The sequence below is a fragment of the Desulfoluna butyratoxydans genome (genome assembly GCF_900699765.1).
Classification (GTDB): Bacteria; Desulfobacterota; Desulfobacteria; order Desulfobacterales; family Desulfolunaceae; genus Desulfoluna; species Desulfoluna butyratoxydans.
Genome location: NZ_CAADHO010000009.1, coordinates 222,449 through 238,960 on the forward strand (window position 1 = coordinate 222,449; position 16,512 = coordinate 238,960).

15 protein-coding genes are annotated in these 16,512 nt (G+C 58.9%); 8 read left to right on the top strand and 7 right to left on the bottom strand.

Going from position 1 to position 16,512, the window contains the following annotated elements; all coding sequences use genetic code 11:
- Nucleotides 1-325 precede the first annotated feature (325 nt).
- The 3 genes from MSL71_RS21045 (at nucleotide 326) to MSL71_RS21055 (ending at nucleotide 2,740) form a co-directional block, all read left to right on the top strand.
- Nucleotides 326-763, top strand: a complete 438-nt coding sequence (locus MSL71_RS21045) for a MarR family winged helix-turn-helix transcriptional regulator (RefSeq protein WP_180144396.1) — start codon at nucleotides 326-328, stop codon at nucleotides 761-763.
- Nucleotides 764-986: 223 nt separating this feature from the next.
- Nucleotides 987-1,922 carry a 4Fe-4S dicluster domain-containing protein gene (locus MSL71_RS21050; RefSeq protein WP_180144403.1) on the top strand — a complete coding sequence of 312 codons (936 nt, stop codon included), beginning with the start codon at nucleotides 987-989 and terminating at the stop codon, nucleotides 1,920-1,922.
- Nucleotides 1,923-1,930: 8 nt separating this feature from the next.
- Nucleotides 1,931-2,740, top strand: coding sequence for an MBL fold metallo-hydrolase (locus MSL71_RS21055; protein WP_180144406.1), 810 nt, complete (start codon nucleotides 1,931-1,933; stop codon nucleotides 2,738-2,740).
- Here the strand turns inward: MSL71_RS21055 and MSL71_RS21060 are convergent.
- The 7 genes from MSL71_RS21060 to pta form a co-directional block, all read right to left on the bottom strand.
- On the bottom strand, nucleotides 2,733-3,056 hold the full coding sequence (locus MSL71_RS21060; protein ID WP_180144408.1) for an AzlD domain-containing protein: 324 nt from the start codon (nucleotides 3,054-3,056) through the stop codon (nucleotides 2,733-2,735). The two genes, MSL71_RS21055 and MSL71_RS21060, sit on opposite strands and share 8 nt — an antisense overlap.
- Nucleotides 3,043-3,777 (bottom strand): AzlC family ABC transporter permease, encoded by a 735-nt coding sequence (locus tag MSL71_RS21065; RefSeq protein ID WP_180144412.1) that lies wholly within the window; start codon nucleotides 3,775-3,777, stop codon nucleotides 3,043-3,045. The genes MSL71_RS21060 and MSL71_RS21065 overlap by 14 nt, the downstream gene beginning before the upstream one ends.
- 92 nt (nucleotides 3,778-3,869) lie before the next feature.
- Nucleotides 3,870-4,385, bottom strand: a complete 516-nt coding sequence (locus MSL71_RS21070; protein WP_180144415.1) for a hypothetical protein — start codon at nucleotides 4,383-4,385, stop codon at nucleotides 3,870-3,872.
- A 169-nt stretch (nucleotides 4,386-4,554) separates the two neighbouring features.
- Complete coding sequence (locus MSL71_RS21075) at nucleotides 4,555-6,372, bottom strand: acyl-CoA dehydrogenase (RefSeq protein WP_180144418.1); 1,818 nt, start codon at nucleotides 6,370-6,372, stop codon at nucleotides 4,555-4,557.
- A gap of 305 nt (nucleotides 6,373-6,677) precedes the next feature.
- On the bottom strand, nucleotides 6,678-7,490 hold the full coding sequence (locus MSL71_RS21080; protein ID WP_180144421.1) for a DUF2628 domain-containing protein: 813 nt from the start codon (nucleotides 7,488-7,490) through the stop codon (nucleotides 6,678-6,680).
- A gap of 271 nt (nucleotides 7,491-7,761) precedes the next feature.
- Entirely contained in the window at nucleotides 7,762-8,967 is a 1,206-nt protein-coding gene (locus MSL71_RS21085) for an acetate/propionate family kinase (RefSeq protein WP_180144425.1), read from the bottom strand.
- 155 nt (nucleotides 8,968-9,122) lie between these two features.
- A complete protein-coding gene (gene pta / locus MSL71_RS21090) occupies nucleotides 9,123-11,231 on the bottom strand; it encodes a phosphate acetyltransferase (RefSeq protein ID WP_180144429.1) in 2,109 nt (702 codons plus the stop codon).
- An 841-nt stretch (nucleotides 11,232-12,072) separates the two neighbouring features.
- On the opposite strand from pta, the gene MSL71_RS21095 reads away from it, so the two are divergent.
- The 5 genes from MSL71_RS21095 to queF all read left to right on the top strand — a co-directional run bounded on the left by MSL71_RS21095 (nucleotide 12,073) and on the right by queF (nucleotide 16,447).
- Entirely contained in the window at nucleotides 12,073-13,311 is a 1,239-nt protein-coding gene (locus MSL71_RS21095; protein ID WP_180144432.1) for a CinA family nicotinamide mononucleotide deamidase-related protein, read from the top strand.
- 384 nt (nucleotides 13,312-13,695) lie between these two features.
- On the top strand, nucleotides 13,696-14,094 hold the full coding sequence (locus MSL71_RS21100; protein WP_180144435.1) for a 6-pyruvoyl trahydropterin synthase family protein: 399 nt from the start codon (nucleotides 13,696-13,698) through the stop codon (nucleotides 14,092-14,094).
- Nucleotides 14,095-14,104: 10 nt separating this feature from the next.
- Entirely contained in the window at nucleotides 14,105-14,734 is a 630-nt protein-coding gene (locus MSL71_RS21105) for a 7-carboxy-7-deazaguanine synthase QueE (protein WP_246317845.1), read from the top strand.
- A gap of 3 nt (nucleotides 14,735-14,737) precedes the next feature.
- Complete coding sequence (queC, locus tag MSL71_RS21110; protein ID WP_180144450.1) at nucleotides 14,738-15,397, top strand: 7-cyano-7-deazaguanine synthase QueC; 660 nt, start codon at nucleotides 14,738-14,740, stop codon at nucleotides 15,395-15,397.
- 231 nt (nucleotides 15,398-15,628) lie between these two features.
- The gene (queF, locus tag MSL71_RS21115; RefSeq protein ID WP_246317854.1) at nucleotides 15,629-16,447 is read left to right on the top strand and encodes an NADPH-dependent 7-cyano-7-deazaguanine reductase QueF; all 819 of its coding nucleotides are present in this window, start codon (nucleotides 15,629-15,631) and stop codon (nucleotides 16,445-16,447) included.
- Nucleotides 16,448-16,512 lie beyond the last annotated feature (65 nt).

Consider the following 16,512-nt stretch of genomic DNA (forward strand, 5'->3'; position numbering starts at 1 on the left):
CATAGCAAATAGTATTCCACAGGTGGGGGGCGACCCCAGGGGTGCCATGTGGCGGGGGCCCGGGCCGCGTTGGCGTGCCCGGGACAGGGGCAGGTCATGTGAACAGATCGCCCCATGGTCGGTGGCCCTCTGGGCTGCGGGGAGAACTTTCTGGATGCAACATGCTTGAATCATGGTGTATTGCGGGTTGGGAAAAGAGCGTGCACGATATGTGGTGATTCGACCACGTGTGGCGCCGCTTTCAATCCTGGGGCTCAGGGTGGGGGGCGGGTACCGGCGAATTTTCCGTTGACGGCCTTTCTTTTGGTTTGGTACAAAACAAATTATGAAAACATCAGATTCGCATTTTGTCTACAAGCTCAGCGTCATCCGCAAGCTCGCCTTTTCATTCCTGGAAGAGGAGATGGCCAGGGCCGGGGTAAAGGATCTTCCCCCGTCCTTCGGCGATATTCTTTACATCGTCCACACCAGGGGGCCGGTGTCCGTCAAGGACATTGCCGCACAGTCCTACAAGGACAAATCAACGGTCTCCACCATCATCCATCAACTTGAAATCAAGGGGTATGTTCAAAAAGAACCGGACCCCTCCGATAAGCGCAAGGTGCGGGTGTCCCTGACGTTGCAGGCGGAAAAGCACATGGAGAGCATGGCCCGGATCTCTGCCGGGCTCAAGGAGAGGCTCTTTCAGGACATGAGCCGTGAGGAGAGAGACATCCTCTTCCTTCTCATGGACAAGATCGAGGGCAACCTGAAGCGGAGCTGATCCGTGGGGTCTGGGGTTATTTTGTTTGTAACAAAACAAATTGAAGGGATGGGAGGGATGATTTCACGATTCCTGCCCGGATATGTTGTGGTGCTGGGTATTGACAGCGGCAGCTTATGCACTGCCGTTGGTGATGGCCTTGGTCGAAACACGTTGTTGCAAGGCGGTATATTTGTCTGAATCGCGCTTATTCATGAACTATTCATGTTTGGGAGGGCATGGGATGGGATCAATCAGACGACTTCATACATCCGAAGCATTGGACGTTGTGGACAACACCGGCAAGGTTCGAACGAACTTTCTGAAACGGTACCTGCCCGGTACCATGGATGCCATCCGGTTCTACCATTTCACCGGGACCCTGGCGCAGCTTCCCGTGGTGGGCCGGTTTGTCAAAAAAGGGCTTCATCTTTACTACCGTTACCTTCATACCAACTCCCTTGTCTTTCCCTTAAGAGAGATGGAAGCCGTCATCGAAACGGCCACCGACCTGTATGTGGATCCCTGCCCCTGCCGAGTGGTGGCAGAGGAGAAGAGCTGCAGTGCCCCGATTTATACCTGCCTGCGCATCAACCACACGGCCTCCCTGCGAAAAGAGATGAAAGGCGGCAAGAGCCTCTCCAGGGCCGATGCCCTTGCGATTCTACGAAACGCCTATGACAAGGGGCTGGTCCTCTCCCTGGAGTCCTGCATCCAGCCGTACCAGAACAATATCTGCATGTGCTGCACCTGTTGCTGCATTGCCATGAAGATGCGGTATGAGTACGGGGTGCCCATTTATCATTCCGGTCCGTACCTTCCTGTCTGTGACTCGGCTGCCTGCACGGGGTGCGCTTCCTGCTCGTCGGCCTGCCTTGTGGGAGCTCTGGAGGTGTCAGGCAGCGGTGTTCGGGTCGATCCGGACAGGTGTCTGGGGTGCAGTCACTGCGCGTCAGCCTGCCCGTCCGGTTGCCTGGAGATGGCCTTTACTCCCCATCGCGTGAGGCAGGACCGTGAGCCCGGGCCCGTCCGGCTGGCCCTGTCCCTTGTGTACATCCATGCCGTCATGGTGCCCTCTGTTCTTTTGTTCAGGCTGGTTGCAGGCAGCAAGCAGCACCTGATGGAGCAGGCGTCCCCCAATGCCAGCGATGTCTTCGAACTGTCCATGCAGCAGAAATGAGGTGACTTATGAGTGTTATCCGTACGTTTACCCATGACTCCGTGACCGGCGTAAAGGTCGGCAAATACAATCTGGCAGACAACTCAACGGTGCATATGTTCTGCCTGGGCGAGACGGTGATCGACACAGGCCCGCCCAACGATCAGAAGGCTGTGGCCCGGTTTTTCAAGGGGAGGCCGGTCCGTCAGATTCTTCTCACCCATCACCATGAGGATCACAGCGGCAACGCGGCCTTTCTTTCTCGGATGACCGGCGCACCTGTCTATGCGCACCCGGCAGGTTTCGATTTGTTGCGGGAGGGGTTTTCCATTCGGATGTACCAGAAGGTTTTTTGGGGGAGCACCCCCAGGGTATCGCCGGAGCCCCTGGCCAAGGCCGTAGCAACGGATGGCGGCCACACCCTCGTGCCCATTCATACCCCGGGGCACTCTCCGGACCATGTCTGTTTCTGGGAACCGGACAGAAAGTGGCTTTTTACAGGGGATCTTTTCCTTGCACCCAGGGTCAGGATGTTCAGGGCCGATGAAGATCTTACCGGGCATCTGAAAAGCCTGAAGGCCGTTCTGGACTACGATGTGGAGACCCTTTTCTGCGCCCACAAGGGCGTTGTGGCCGACGGGCACCGGATGCTGGAAAAGAAGCTGACGTATTACCTGGAGCTCATCCACAAGGTGAGGGGGCTGCACGACGAGGGGCACTCTCCGACAGAGATCACGCGGACCCTGTTCGGCAAAAAAGGGCTCGTGGGGTATATTTCCTGCAATCACATGAGCAGTGAGAATCTGGTGCGGCAGTGCCTCACCTGCACCCTTACATAACCAGGCCCGCACCCCAGTAGAGAAGCATTCCCACCACAAGGGTTCCCCCTAAGGATTTCGTGTACCAGGCAAAGATGAAAGTGGGTACGGCCACGGCCATCTCAATGGAGAAGGGCGCAAAGACCCTGGGGGTTCCCTGGGTTACCAGGGCCGGGACCAGCAGGGCGCTTAAGATGGAGACGGGGATCAGCTCCAGCCACTCGATGAGCAGGGGCGGCAGCTGCCGCTTGGAGAGGAAGAAAAGGGGCACCCATCGGGGGATGAAGGAGACAAGGCCCATGCCGAGGATAAGAAGGACAAAGCTAGTGGTTTCCACGGGCGGGCCTCCGTTTTTTGATGATCACCCCGGCCGTGGCGGCAAAAAGGGTGGCGATGATGATGTAGGCGTTGCCCGGCATGACCAGGGAGAGTCCCACGGCTACGACCCCTGAGATCACGGCGGTGAGGGTGAAGATGGGGCCGTTGAGCTGGTAGATGAGCAGGGTGATGAACATGGCCGTCAGGGCGTAGTTGAGGCCAAAGGCGTTTTCCGGGATGAAGCGTCCGAAAAAGCATCCCACGGTGGTGCTCGCCACCCAGGAGAAGAAGGCCGCGTAGCTGGCCACGATGGCCTTGTCGACCTCCCAGGGGCCGTTTTTCAGCTGGTTTAAGTTGACGGCAAAGGTTTCGTCGACGATGCCGTAGCTGAGCATGGTGATCTTCTTGCGGCAGGCCCCCCGGTAGTGGACGGCCAGGGAGGAGCTCATGAGCAGGTGGCGCAGGTTGACGATAAAGGTGGTCAGGACGATGGCGGGGATGGAGGCCCCTGCCGTGATCATGGAGACCGCGATGAACTGTCCGCTGCCTGCAAAGACGCAGAGGGACATGAAACAGACCTGAACGGGGGTGAGCCCCGCCTTTTCTCCCAGGACCCCCATGGCCAGCCCCAGGGGGATGTATCCGACGCAGATGGGCCAGATGGCCAGGAGGCCCTGGACCAACGCGGACTTTTCTACCGGGGAGACGCCGGACTCTTCGTCCTGTAATGCAACACTCATAATGATATCTACCTGCTGTAAAACGTGGCAAGCCGCCCGACGGGCGGCTTGATTGCTATAAAAAAGCTACATAATCGAAAGTGGTACCTAAGTCAATCCTTGGCGGGGGATGCGTGCTGATCTGTGGGGGGCGGTTTGGAGCCGGGAGGGAGAACGGTCTCCTCGTCCATGGTCCTGCAGAGCGTGTCCATGCAGGCCGGGCAGATGCCGTGGCTGAAGCGCGCTTCGGAGTGGGCGCTGAGGTAGGCCTCCACCTGGTGCCAGTAGCCCTGGTCATCCCGTATCTTCTTGCAGGAGGCGCAGATGGGGATGATGCCCTTGAGTTGCCTGATCTCGGTCAGGGCTTCCCGGAGTTCCGTATTCCGGCTTTCAAGGCTCTTTTTGGCCTGCTTCAGGCTGGACCATCTACGGTGCAGGAGGATGGCCTGGCAGAACACCAGCACGATGCACACCATGATGAATTCATCGAGTTCAAAGGCCTCATAGGTGTTTGTGATGTCCACAATACGCTCAAACAGGTCGAATCGGCCGGAAATAAGAAAAGTTCCCGCAGCAGTGATGAATAGTAAAAGGCGCTCTTGAGATGCACTGATTCTGTTGGTTTTCATCGGGTCCCTTCCGGCTGAAAGCCTGGTTTGAAGCACGTCTGACGACATTGATTATAGGCGTTTTCCTTATTTTTGGGTAGTGATTGAACCATAGCAGACAATGCGCCGGCCTGTCACAGGAATTGAGCACAGGCGCCATGGAAAAGAGACGGCAGGTTTCGCCTGCCTCTTACCCTCCGAAGCCTTTATCTTCCATGGTGACGGCCGCATCCCCCAGGGCGGTGAGGGCCTCCATTTTGCCCATGGTCACGGGCAGGAGGTTGCTGAAAAAGAACTCGGCTCCCTTGATCTGGCCGTTATAAAAGGGGATATCCTTTTTTTTGGCCCCGGACTTAAGGGTTCTGGCAGCCGCTACGGCGCGCCAGAGGAGCATCCAGGCCATGACCGCATCACCCATGATTTCAAGGAAGGGCACGGAGTGAGCAAAGGCTGTTCGGAGGTTGCCTTCAAGGAGGCTCTTACCCATGGCCATGGCGCAATCGCCCAGTCGGCTGACGAGTTTGGAGGCCCCCTCGGTGAGGGGCCGGGTGGCGTCGAGTTCGGCTGCCTCTTCGACGGTGCGGTTCATGCGGGCCAACAGCTCCATGAAAACCTGCCCTTTTTTCATGCCGAGTTTCCGCGCCAGCAGGTCCATGGCCTGGATTCCGTCGGTGCCCTCGTAGATGGAGGCGATCTTGCAGTCCCGGGAGATCTGCTCCACGGTGTAGTCCCGGAGGTAACCGGCCCCGCCGTACACCTGGATGGCCTTGGTGCACACGTCGTAGCCTTTGATGCCGTTGTAGGCCTTGAGCACGGGGGTGAGAAGCCCCACAAGGTCATCGGCCATCTCCTGGTCATCCGGGGAGGCGCCCATGCGGTGGTGATCCATGAGCAGGGCGATGTAGTAGGCAAAACTCCGCATGCCGTCCACGCAGCATTTCATCTCAAGGAGCATGCGCCGGACATCCGGGTGGTCGATGATGGGCACGGACGGGGCCGTAGGGTCCAGGGCCTCTTCCACGGCGCGCCCCTGCTTGCGGGTGCGGGCGTATTCCAGGGCCAGTAGATAGGCGGCCGAGGCGTGGGAAAAGGCCTGGATCCCCACACCGAGCCTGGCTTCATTCATCATGGTGAACATGATGCGCATCCCTTTGTTGGCCTCTCCCAGGAGCAGGCCGCGGCAGGTGCCCTTGCTTCCCAGGGACATGCTGCAGGTGGCGCTGCCGTGGAGTCCCATCTTCTCTTCGATGCCCGTGCAGACAATGTCGTTGGGCTCGCCCAGGGATCCGTCCTCATTAACCCAGATCTTGGGGACCAGGAAGATGGAGATGCCCTTGGTTCCGGCAGGGGCCCCTTCGATACGGGCCAGCACCGGGTGGATGATGTTGTCGGTGAGGTCGTGGTCCCCCGAGGTGATGAAGGCCTTGGTGCCGTATATGGACCAGGTGCCGTCGTCGTTGGGGGTGGCTGAGGTGGTGAGGGCACCTACGTCGGAGCCCGCGTCCGGTTCGGTGAGGAGCATGGTGCCCGTCCACTCCCCGGAGTAGAGTTTTTTCATGAAGAGGTCTTTCTGGTGTTCGGTGCCGTATCGCTCGATCATTTTACCGGCGCCGTGGCCCAGCATGGCATAGCTGGAGAAGGCAAAGTTGGTGCCGATAAGGTACTCCCCGGCAGCGTTGCTGACGAGAAAGGGGAGTCCCTGGCCCCCCACCTCCGGTTCTTCGGACAGGGCCAGCCACTCACCTTCTCGGAACAGCTCGAAGGGACGCCGGAAGCACTCCGGCGGCGTGACCGTTCCCCGGTCGAACTGCACCCCCTGGCGATCCCCCAGGCCGTAGGTGGGGAGCAGCTCCTTGAGGGCGAATTTCCTGGCCTCGTTGATCACCATTTCAAATGTCTTCCGGTTGAAGTCGGCGTATATCGGGTGATGTGTCAGCGACTCTGCGTCAAACTGGTCAAACAACACAAAATCGATGTCCCGTCTGTCTGCAACGTATTGAGCTGCCATGCTTACCTCCTGGGAAATGGATGATAAAAACAGAGGGCCTGAGCCACCCTGGAGCGGGGGTGCCAATGCGCATCGGGTCTTGTTGGGGAAGAGCCTGGAAGCGGTATCATTGAATGTGGGGAGACCTGAAGGTCAGGAAGAGGTTCGTCCTGGGCGGATGCCGCGTATTCTTCCGGGGGAGGCGGGGAGGTGTGCAATGGGATCGCAAGGGGACCGTATGGCGCTGATATCAGACTAGAGGATTTTCATTTTTTCTGTCAAGGAAGAAGTGTCGGCCCGGCACCCCCAGGGGGGCACCGGACTCCTTACTGGAGATGGGGGGTGAGTTCGCTCAGGTCGAAGAGGTAGGTTCCTATAAAGGCCATGACACCCATCATGATGAGGAAGATGGCCAGGACCTTGGGGATGGGGTTGACACCTCCGATACGCTCCATGGCCAGGTTGGGGTCGATCTGGTCGCTGGCGGAGATGATGGCGTCGACCTTTTTCTTGACGTGGAGAAAGTAGAGAAAATTGGCAAAGGCCCCGAAAAAAAAGGAGACAGCAAGGCTGCCACCGGGGATGACGATACCGGCTGCGGAGATGCCGAAAAAGAGAATGGCCAGGCCGTACATTTTACGGTAGATGAGCCAAACAATACCAAAGAGAAAGGCTCCCCAGTTCCAGGAGGGGGCAAAGGCCGTGCGCCCGTCCTTGGAAAAGAGCTTGAATTTTTCTGCATACCACTCCCCGCGGGGGCCTGCAAAGCTTTGCCACAGGGGCAGCAGGGGGGAGGCGTCCAGGGATGAGGCGGCCCCGTCGTCCTCCCAGTGAACGTCCTCGGCCCGGTGCTCCTCTTCGGGCTGCTGGCTGCTTTCCAGGGGGGGCTCTTTTTCCGCCTCTTCCCGGAAATCCACCTCGATGCGGCAGAGGGCGCCGGTCTCTGCAAAGCGCTTGGCAAAGTCGTCGGTCTTGGCTCGGTCCTCACTCCGAAAGACGATGACGCGCTGTCCGGAGAAGAGGCGGTCTATGGCTGCCTGGCCCATGTTGAAACAGTCCATCAGCCTGCTTTTGACCTCCCGTTTGCTCTCACGCTCCCTGACTTTTCCTTCAAACAGGACCACATAGAGCTCTTTCAACGTGTTTCCTCCCATCGGTGTGTCTGCGCTCGTCGGTGAACGACCCTGGCGTTTGGTTTTGCGATGCGCCACAGGGAACTCTCCCCTCTGGCACGGCGTCTTTTATTGTACAAAGTGATCTGTATGTATGCCAACGTCTTTTTTGCGTCAACCCTGCAGTGCTCCTTACGGCGTAACGGGCAGGGCATAAAAAAAGGCCCGAAGGGACAAGGGGTCCTTTCGAGCCTTTTCTTTTGATCATGCCGCCGTCATGTGACGGGGAAGCGGAAACTTACTTGAGCAGTTCCACGGCTTCCTGGGCGATCTGGAGCTCTTCGTTGGTGGGGATGACCCAGACCTGAACTTTGGAGGCGTCGGTGTGAACCGCGGTGGGCTCGCCCTTGCGACCGTTGTTTTTGTCGAAGTCCATGTCAATGCCCAGGCCAGAGAGGTTCTCGCAGATGAGGGCGCGGGTGATGTCGTCGTTCTCGCCGATACCGGCGGTGAAGACGATGGCATCGATGTTGCCGAGAACGGCGGTGTAGGCACCGATGTACTTTTTGACGCGGTAGGCGAACATGTCGAGGGCCAGCTTGGCCATCTCGTCGCCATTTTCAACGGCAGAGTGGATGTCACGCATGTCGTTGAGGCCGCATACGCCTTTGAGGCCGCTCTGCTTGTTGAGCAGGGAGTCCACCTCGGAAGCGCTCATGCCTTTGTTCTCAGCGATGTAGGCCACGATGGCGGGGTCGATGTCACCGCTTCGGGTGCCCATCATGACGCCTGCAAGGGGGGTCATGCCCATGGAGGTGTCCTGGCACTTGCCTTTTTCCACAGCGGCCATGGAGCAGCCGTTGCCCAGGTGCACGGTGATGACGTTGATGTCCTCGGCCTTTTTGCCCATGCACTCGGCCACTTTACGGGAGACGTACTTGTGGGAGGTGCCGTGGAAACCGTAACGACGGATGCGCAGCTCTTTGTAGTAGTCGTAGGGGAGGGCGTAGAGGAAGGCTTCCTTGGGCATGGAGGAGTGGAACTCGGTGTCGAATACCGCCACGTTGGGGGTGCCGGGGAAGAGCTCTTCGGCCACTTCGATGCCCATGAGGTTGGCGGGGTTGTGCAGGGGTGCCAGGGGGTTGTTGTCCGCAATGGCAACCTTGACGGGGCCGTCAACCACGCAGGCGCTGGTGAAGGATTCGCCGCCCTGAACCACGCGGTGGCCGATGGCGTCGATCTCTTTGGGGTCGGAGATCACGCCGGCTTCGGAGCCGGTGATGAGGTCCAGCACCATGTGCATGCCGATCTTGTGATCCTTGATCTCTTCTTCCTTGACCACTTTTTTCTCGTTGTCGGTGTCGGGGAAGGCCTTGTGGGTAAGCTTGCCCACGGTTTCACCGATACGTTCTACAATGCCGTTGGCCATAACGGCTTCATTTTCCATGTCGAGGAGCTGGTATTTGAGGGATGAGCTGCCAGCGTTAATAACCAATACTTTCATGATAGAATTTTACCTTGTAACAGAAAAATCGTTGAATGGAACGCCCGGGTGAATGGCACCCTGGGGGATGTTCCTCGAACTGCGGACCGTGCGGGTAAAGGGCGTTCATGGTTTATGGGCGCCCTTGCCCGTGCATGGTGTGCCGGTCCTGTAACCTAAACCAGACCTTTGGCCGCCTGCGCCTGAACGGCGGTGATGGCCACGGTATTGACGATGTCGGGTACGGTGCAGCCTCGGGACAGGTCGTTGACCGGTTTGTTGAGGCCCTGGAGTACGGGGCCGATGGCAACCACCTGGTCGGAGGAGCGTTGTACCGCTTTATAGGTGTTGTTCCCGGTGTTGAGATCAGGGAAGATGAAGACCGTAGCCTGACCGGCGACTTTGCTGTCGGGCAGTTTGGTTCGCGCCACAGACGGATCGATGGCGGCATCGTACTGAATGGGACCTTCGAGAAGCAGATCGGGGCAGCGCTCCTTCGCGATGCTGGTCGCTTCAATCACCTTCTCCACTTCGGCACCTTTGCCGGAAGACCCGGTTGAGTAGGAGAGCATGGCCACCCTGGGGTCGACGCCGAAGATTTCGGCGGTCTGGGCGGATCCGATGGCGATTTCAGCGAGCTGTTCTGCATTGGGAGTGGGGTTGACCGCGCAGTCACCAAAGGCCAGGACGCGATCCTTCAGGCACATCAGGAAGATGGACGAGACGATGGAGGCGTCGGGCTTGGTCTTGATGATCTGGAACGCGGGCTTGATGGTGTGGGCCGTGGTGTTCACGGAACCGGAGACCATGCCGTCGGCGTGGCCCTTGTGCACCATCATGGTGGCAAAGTATGTCACGTCGCTCATGAGGTCGCGGGCAACATCCTGGTTCATGCCCTTTTTGTTCTTGCGCATCTCATAAAAATCGTTGACGTACTCTTCGTAGAGCGGGCTCTTGGTGGGCTCCACAATGTGGGCCCCGGCCAGGTCGAGGCCGAGCTTGGAGATCTTGGCCTGGATTTCGGACTCTTTGCCGAGGAGGGTCACTTCACAGACGTCGCGGCGCAGGAGGATGTCGCAGGCGTTCAGGATACGCTCGCCGGTGCCTTCGGGCAGGACGATGTGCTGCTTGTTCTTCTTGGCCTTCTGGATGAGGTTGTACTCGAACATCTGGGGGGTGACGTTGACGGATTTGCGCTCGATGAGTTTCCTGCGCATCTCCTGGGTGTCCACATGGGCTTCAAAGAGGCCCAGGGCGGAGGCGATCTTTTTGGGGTTGCTGGACTCGAGCCGCGCGTGCACGTGGTTCAGGTTCCGCATGGTGGGGTACGTGGGGTCCTTGACGAGAAGGATCGGAACGGGGATCCCTTCCCAGCCTTCCACCAGCCTCTGGATGCTCTCGGACGGGGCGATGCCGCCGGTGAGGAGGATACCGGAGATGTTGGGGTAGGCATTGGAGAGACGGGACGCCATGGCGCTCAGGATGATGTCCGTCCGGTCTCCTGCGGTGACCACGAGGCTGTCTTCCTTGATGTAGTTGAGGAAGTTGTTGATCTGCATGGCGGCGATGACGTAGCCGTCAATCATCTTGTCCATGGCCTTTTTGCCGTAGATGACATCGGCGCCCAGCCATTTCTGCAGATCCGCCACCGTGGGCTTCATGAGGTTGCTGTCTTCCGGGATGACGTGGAAGGAGCAGTTGTCCACCTTGATGTCCTTCTGGAGGGTCTCAAGGATGATCTCGGTCTGTGAGGCATCTGCACGGTTGACCATGATGCCGAGGATATCAACTCCCTTGTCCTCGAGATCTTCCATGGCCAGGTGGTTCAGGCTCACGATTTCATCGATGGTGGCGCTGTGCCCGTTGGTGACAACCAGGGCGGGACAGCCCATGTTGGCGGCAACCACGGCGTTGATGTCGAAGGTGAAGGCTTCGTTGCCCACCACGAAATCGATGCCCTCGCAGAGAACGAAATCATACTTCTCTTCAAGCTGCTTGTACTTGTTGAGAATGATCTCGATCATCTGGTTCTGTTTGCCGGCATTGACGAGTTTTTTGGCTTCGTCCAGGGTCATCGCGTAGGTGTCTTCGTACCTCATGCCGAGGTAGAAGTGGGAGAGGACCAGATCGGTGTCGTAGTCGCGCTCGCCGTCCACGGGGTTGATGATGGGCCTGAAAAAGCCAACGTTGTGCAGGTCCCTCAAGAGAAGCTGCATGATACCAAGAACGATGGTTGATTTTCCGCTCCTGGCGTTGGTTGTGCTGATGTAAAGACTCTTTGCCATACGCCTATTTCCTTGATTACTGGTAACGCAACACTATACATGTAAAGGCACGACGTGCCGTATCAATCGTATTTTGCAATTTAAAAACGGAACCTTAACACGAGTGTTCGGGGCGTTTTGACAACGCCTCAGGGGAAAATAGTCTCATACTTCATGTGGTCGAAACAAGCAACAATTTTCCAGTGAGCTTCCGGTAACTCGCTAAAAAGGCAAAGGATAGTGCGAAAATACGGACACGGAGTCCACCTTTTGGAACCCTTGCAAGCGTTTGTTTCCGTTGAATGACAGCCTGATTATTATTGGCGTCACCGGCTAAAGATCTCCGTTGTGTTCGAAAGCCAGGGGGGCTTGCGTCAAATGGGAGCACCGTCATGCAGGCGGTTTTCCACATTCAAATGGCAAAGTCCTCGCGAGGGGATGCGACCAGCGGATGGTCAACCTGTGGCGCGTTTTGTGCGCTCTACCGGGTCGGCCCAACGGGGGGTTGGGCCGACCCGGTAAAGCAGTCGGGGTCCACCGGGTGCCACCGGTGCCCAATCCTAAAATATTGAACGTTCGGTAAAATATGCACGCCGGAATCAACCAACGAGGGGCAATTTACCATAAAACGGGGGGATGACCAACCGAAATCGGAGGATACGGTTCCTTATGCCCGGTGGGGGAACTCAGGGCCGTTATTGGGGTTTGCGTCCCCGCCACGGTTGGCATAAAGTAACCGGAGCGCCCACGCCAAAGGGCAGTGGCGTTGTGATTTTGCACGAATAAGATGCCTGCGGGCAGGTGCCGGGTCTCCCCCATCTAAAAGGGCGGCCCGTGCCACCGGTGAAAGGAGACGACACGAATGAGAGCGATGGTGATCACAACCGGTGAGGAGATTCTCAAAGGGGAGGTGGTGGACAGCCACGCCGCCTGGATTTCAGAGCAGCTGTGCGAGCTGGGCGTGGAGGTGGTGCGGCACCTTTCCGTGGGGGACAATCTGTCCGCCCTGAAAGAGGTTTTTTCCCGGGTGGCGGGGCGGTGCGATGTGGCAGTGGTGACCGGCGGCCTAGGGCCCACGGAAGATGATCTCACCACCCGGGCCGCTGCCGAATCCGCCGGGGTCCCCCTGGTGGAAGACCCTGTGGCCTCAGCCTCCGTTGCCGCCTATTTTGAAGGCCGCAAGGCGCCGGTGCCCGCATCGAACCTCAAGCAGGCCCGCCTTCCCAAGGGAGCTGCCTGTATTCCCAACCCCGTGGGCACGGCCCCGGCCTTTTCCCTGGAGCTCTCCGGCACCCGGTTCTGGTTTCTGCCCGGGGTGCCCCGGGAGATGCGATTTTTGATGACCGAGTCGGTGACGCCCGCCATCTCCGGGATGCAGCCCAAAGGGAGCCGTCTGGTCAAGACCGCCATCACCACCTTCGGGCTTCCCGAGTCTGTGGTGGGGGAGCGGATTTCCGGCATCGAGGCCGGGTTTCCCGGGGTCCATGTGGGCTATCGGGCCTCCTTTCCCGTCATTGAGGTGAAGATCTGGGCGTTTGCAGGGGCAGATGCCGGACTGGCCCAACGCCAGGAGGCTGCCTCGGCAGAAGCCTTGAAGCGCCTGGATGGGTATGTGGTCTCGGAGGCCGGTCTCTCCATGCCCGAGGCCGTGGCCGCCTCTCTGAAAGGGGCCGGGAAAACCCTTGCAGTGGCCGAGAGCTGCACCGGCGGCCTCATCGGAAACCTCCTTACCGATGTTCCGGGGAGCTCGGACTGGTTCTTCCTTTCGGCCGTCACCTATGCCAACAGCGCCAAGGAGAAGGTGCTGGGCGTTTCAGGGCATACCCTTGAAACCTGGGGGGCGGTGAGCGCCGAGACCGTGGCCGAGATGGCTGAAGGGGCAAGGCGTGTCTCCGGCGCCGACATCGGCGTTGCCACCAGCGGCATCGCAGGGCCCTCCGGCGGCACCGACGAAAAACCCGTGGGCACCGTCTGGATCGGTGTTGCCACGGAGGCGGGCACCGAGACGCACCGGTTTGTCTCCCCTTTTAAAGACCGCCACATGAACAAGCGGGTGTTTGCGTTTAAAGCCCTGGACCTGGTGAGGCGGACCCTGAAATGAGGGAAAGCAGGTGATAGGGAAAACAGGTCATAGGGGGGGGGGCAGGTCATAAAAATGAGCATCCATAACCTAATTAACCTATGACCTAATTTTCCCTATCCCCTGCTTTTTCCCCATTTCCAATTGGCCCGGGCTGTGATACAAAGGCGCGTTGTTGTATAGTAAAGAATGGATCTGCCGTGGTGTTGGCCTCGGCGGTTTTTATGGATGGGGCTTTTTTTACAAGAAATAAGCCCATGCGGACGAGAGGCATCCCGCACAATAAATTCTCCCTCACTGACCGCGCAGCCGGTTGTGGCCCCTTCGTGTAACCCTTTCTTGATCCAATCATAGGATGGTTTGCCGGGCTTCTTCCTGCACGTGTGGCGGTGACCAAGGTGGCCCATGCTTTCCATTACCAAAGAGTTCCGATTTGACGCAGCCCACAAGCTCTGCCGTCACGATTTTTCCGAAGAAGAGAACAAGGCCCTTTACGGCAAGTGCGCGGCCTTTCACGGACACACCTACACCCTCAGGGTGACGGTGGCCGGTCCCCTGGATGCGTCGGGCATGATCCTGAACTTCACCGAGCTCAAGGGCCTGGTGAAGGAGCGCATCGTGGACCGTTACGATCACGCCAATTTAAACGAACTCCCCGAGTACGAGAACCTGCCGGTGACGGCCGAGAACATGGTGCTCCATATCTTCAAGACCCTGTCCGAGGCGCCGGAATTCCACGGGCTCACCTTAAAAGAGGTGCGGCTCTACGAGACCCCGGACTCCTGGGCCACGGTGACGGCGTAAGGCGATGCCCATGCTGAGACTCCATGAAATGTTTGCCTCCCTCCAGGGAGAGGGACCCCACACCGGGCGACCCGCTTTCTTCATCCGCCTGGCAGGCTGCGTTCCGCCCTTGTGTCCCTGGTGCGACACCAAAGGGGCCTGGGACGAGGGCACCGAGGTGTCGGTTTCGGACCTTGCGGCGGCTGCCAAGGAGAGTGGGCTTGGCTTTGTGGTCATCACCGGGGGCGAGCCCCTGCGTCAGTGGGAGGAAGGCCTCTGGGAGCTGGACCGGGTGTTGTCTAAGCTGGGCTTTGCCGTGCAGTACGAGACCTCGGGCAAGGTGCCTGTGCCCGAAGACATCAGGGGGGAGGTGATCCTCTCGCCCAAGTATCTGGAGGGCTCCTGGCACGTGGACCGGACAAGCGTTGCCCGGGCGCGGCATCTCAAGTTCGTGGCCAGCCAAGGGACCCTTGGCCTCATTGACGCCTTTGTGGCGGACCACGCCCTGGATAAAGACCGGGTGTGGCTCATGCCCCTGGGCATGACCCGGGACGAGCAGGTTGAAAACATGCCCCTGGTCTGGGACCACTGCGTCAAGATGGGCTATCGCATGGCAAGCCGTCTTCACATCCTCGCCTTTGATACCAAAAAAGGAATCTGACCCATGTATGAAACCGTTGTGGTCCTCTCCGGCGGCATGGACTCCGCCGTCCTTCTTGCCCATTGCCTGTCCAAAGGCCAGCGATGCGTGGCCATCAGCTTTGACTACGGCTCCAAGCACAACGCCAGCGAGCTTCCCATGGCCAAGGCCATGTGCGATCATCTGGGGGTGACCCACACCCTGGTGCCGCTCCCCTTCATCAACGAGCTCTTTGACTCCAGCCTCCTTAAATCCGGGGAGGAGGTGCCCGACGGCGCCTACGACTCCGAGAACATGAAGAGCACCGTGGTCCCGTTCAGAAACGGCATCATGCTCTCCATTGCCGCGGGCTACGCCGAATCCGTGGGCGCGCGCCAGGTGGTCCTGGCCTCCCACGCAGGGGATCACTTCATCTACCCGGACTGTCGCCCCGAGTTCAACGAGGCCCTGGGCAAGGCCATCCACCTCGGCACCGACGGCCAGGTGACCATCGCCTTCCCCTTTGCCCAGCTGGACAAGCGGGAAATCGGCGATCTGGGCCGCACCCTGGGCGTGGACTTTGCCGCCACCTGGACCTGCTACAAAGGCGGCACCGCCCATTGCGGCACCTGCGGCGCCTGCGACGAGCGCAAGTATGCCCTGCGCTTTGACGAAGGCCTCGATCCGACGACATACCTGGCATAGCTGGAAACGATGCCTCCGGCGGGCAGGGGCTGAGCCCCTGCACCCCAGGTTCGCGAATGCTCCAGGGATCGTTCCTCACCCTTACACATTCGCTGACGGGCTGTGCCCGTGGCTACCAATGACGCTCGAGTGAACCAACATCGTCCTTAGAACTTGTTTGTCAGACGTTTTAAACGTTTGGCCCCCGGCAGGGCCGCCGGAGGCTTTTTTTTATCCATGATGGGAGTTTGTATGAGAACGGAAAACCCCTTGGGGAAGAAAATCGGATACACCTTTACCTACGACCCGTCCCAGCTGTTTCCGGTGGAGCGGTCCCTGGGCCGGGGGGCTTTGGGGTTGGACGGGAAGGCGCTTCCCTTTTGTGGCGAAGACATCTGGACGGCCTGGGAACTCTCCTGGCTGGACGGTAAGGGCAAACCCGTCTCTTCGGTGGCCGAGATCAGGGTTCCGGCCACCAGTCGGTGCATTGTGGAGTCCAAGTCCCTGAAACTTTATCTGAACTCCTTTAACATGAGCCGGTTTGAGAGCCCTGAGGCGGTGAGGAAGGCCATGGCGGGCGATCTTTCCAGGGTGGCGGAAGGGGAGGTGACGGTCTCCCTGTTCGGGTGCGACGACACCGAAGCCCTGGGGACGCATCGCGCAGGTGGGCGGTGCATCGATCACCATGAAGCCGATTCGTATGTCTATGAGGTGGACGCCTCCCTTCTGGCCCACGGGGACGGTGACGTCACGGACGAGACCCTGTGCTCCCATATCCTGCGCACCAACTGCCCGGTGACCGGCCAGCCCGACTGGGCCACGGTGGAGATCACCTACTCCGGGAAAAAGATCGACGAGACCGCGCTATTTGCCTACCTTGTTTCGTTTCGGACCCACACGGGCTACCACGAGAACTGTGTGGAGACCCTCTACACGGACATCATGGCCCGCCTGGCCCCCACGGCCCTTACGGTGGTGGGGCGGTTTACCCGACGGGGCGGCCTGGACATCAACCCGTGCCGGAGCAGTTCACCCACGGCGTTTCCCAACCGCCGCCTTGTGCGTCAGTAGGACATAAACCCACTTTTCACGACATGAAAAGCCCCCCTTCGGAGCGACTCCGTAAGGGGGGCTTT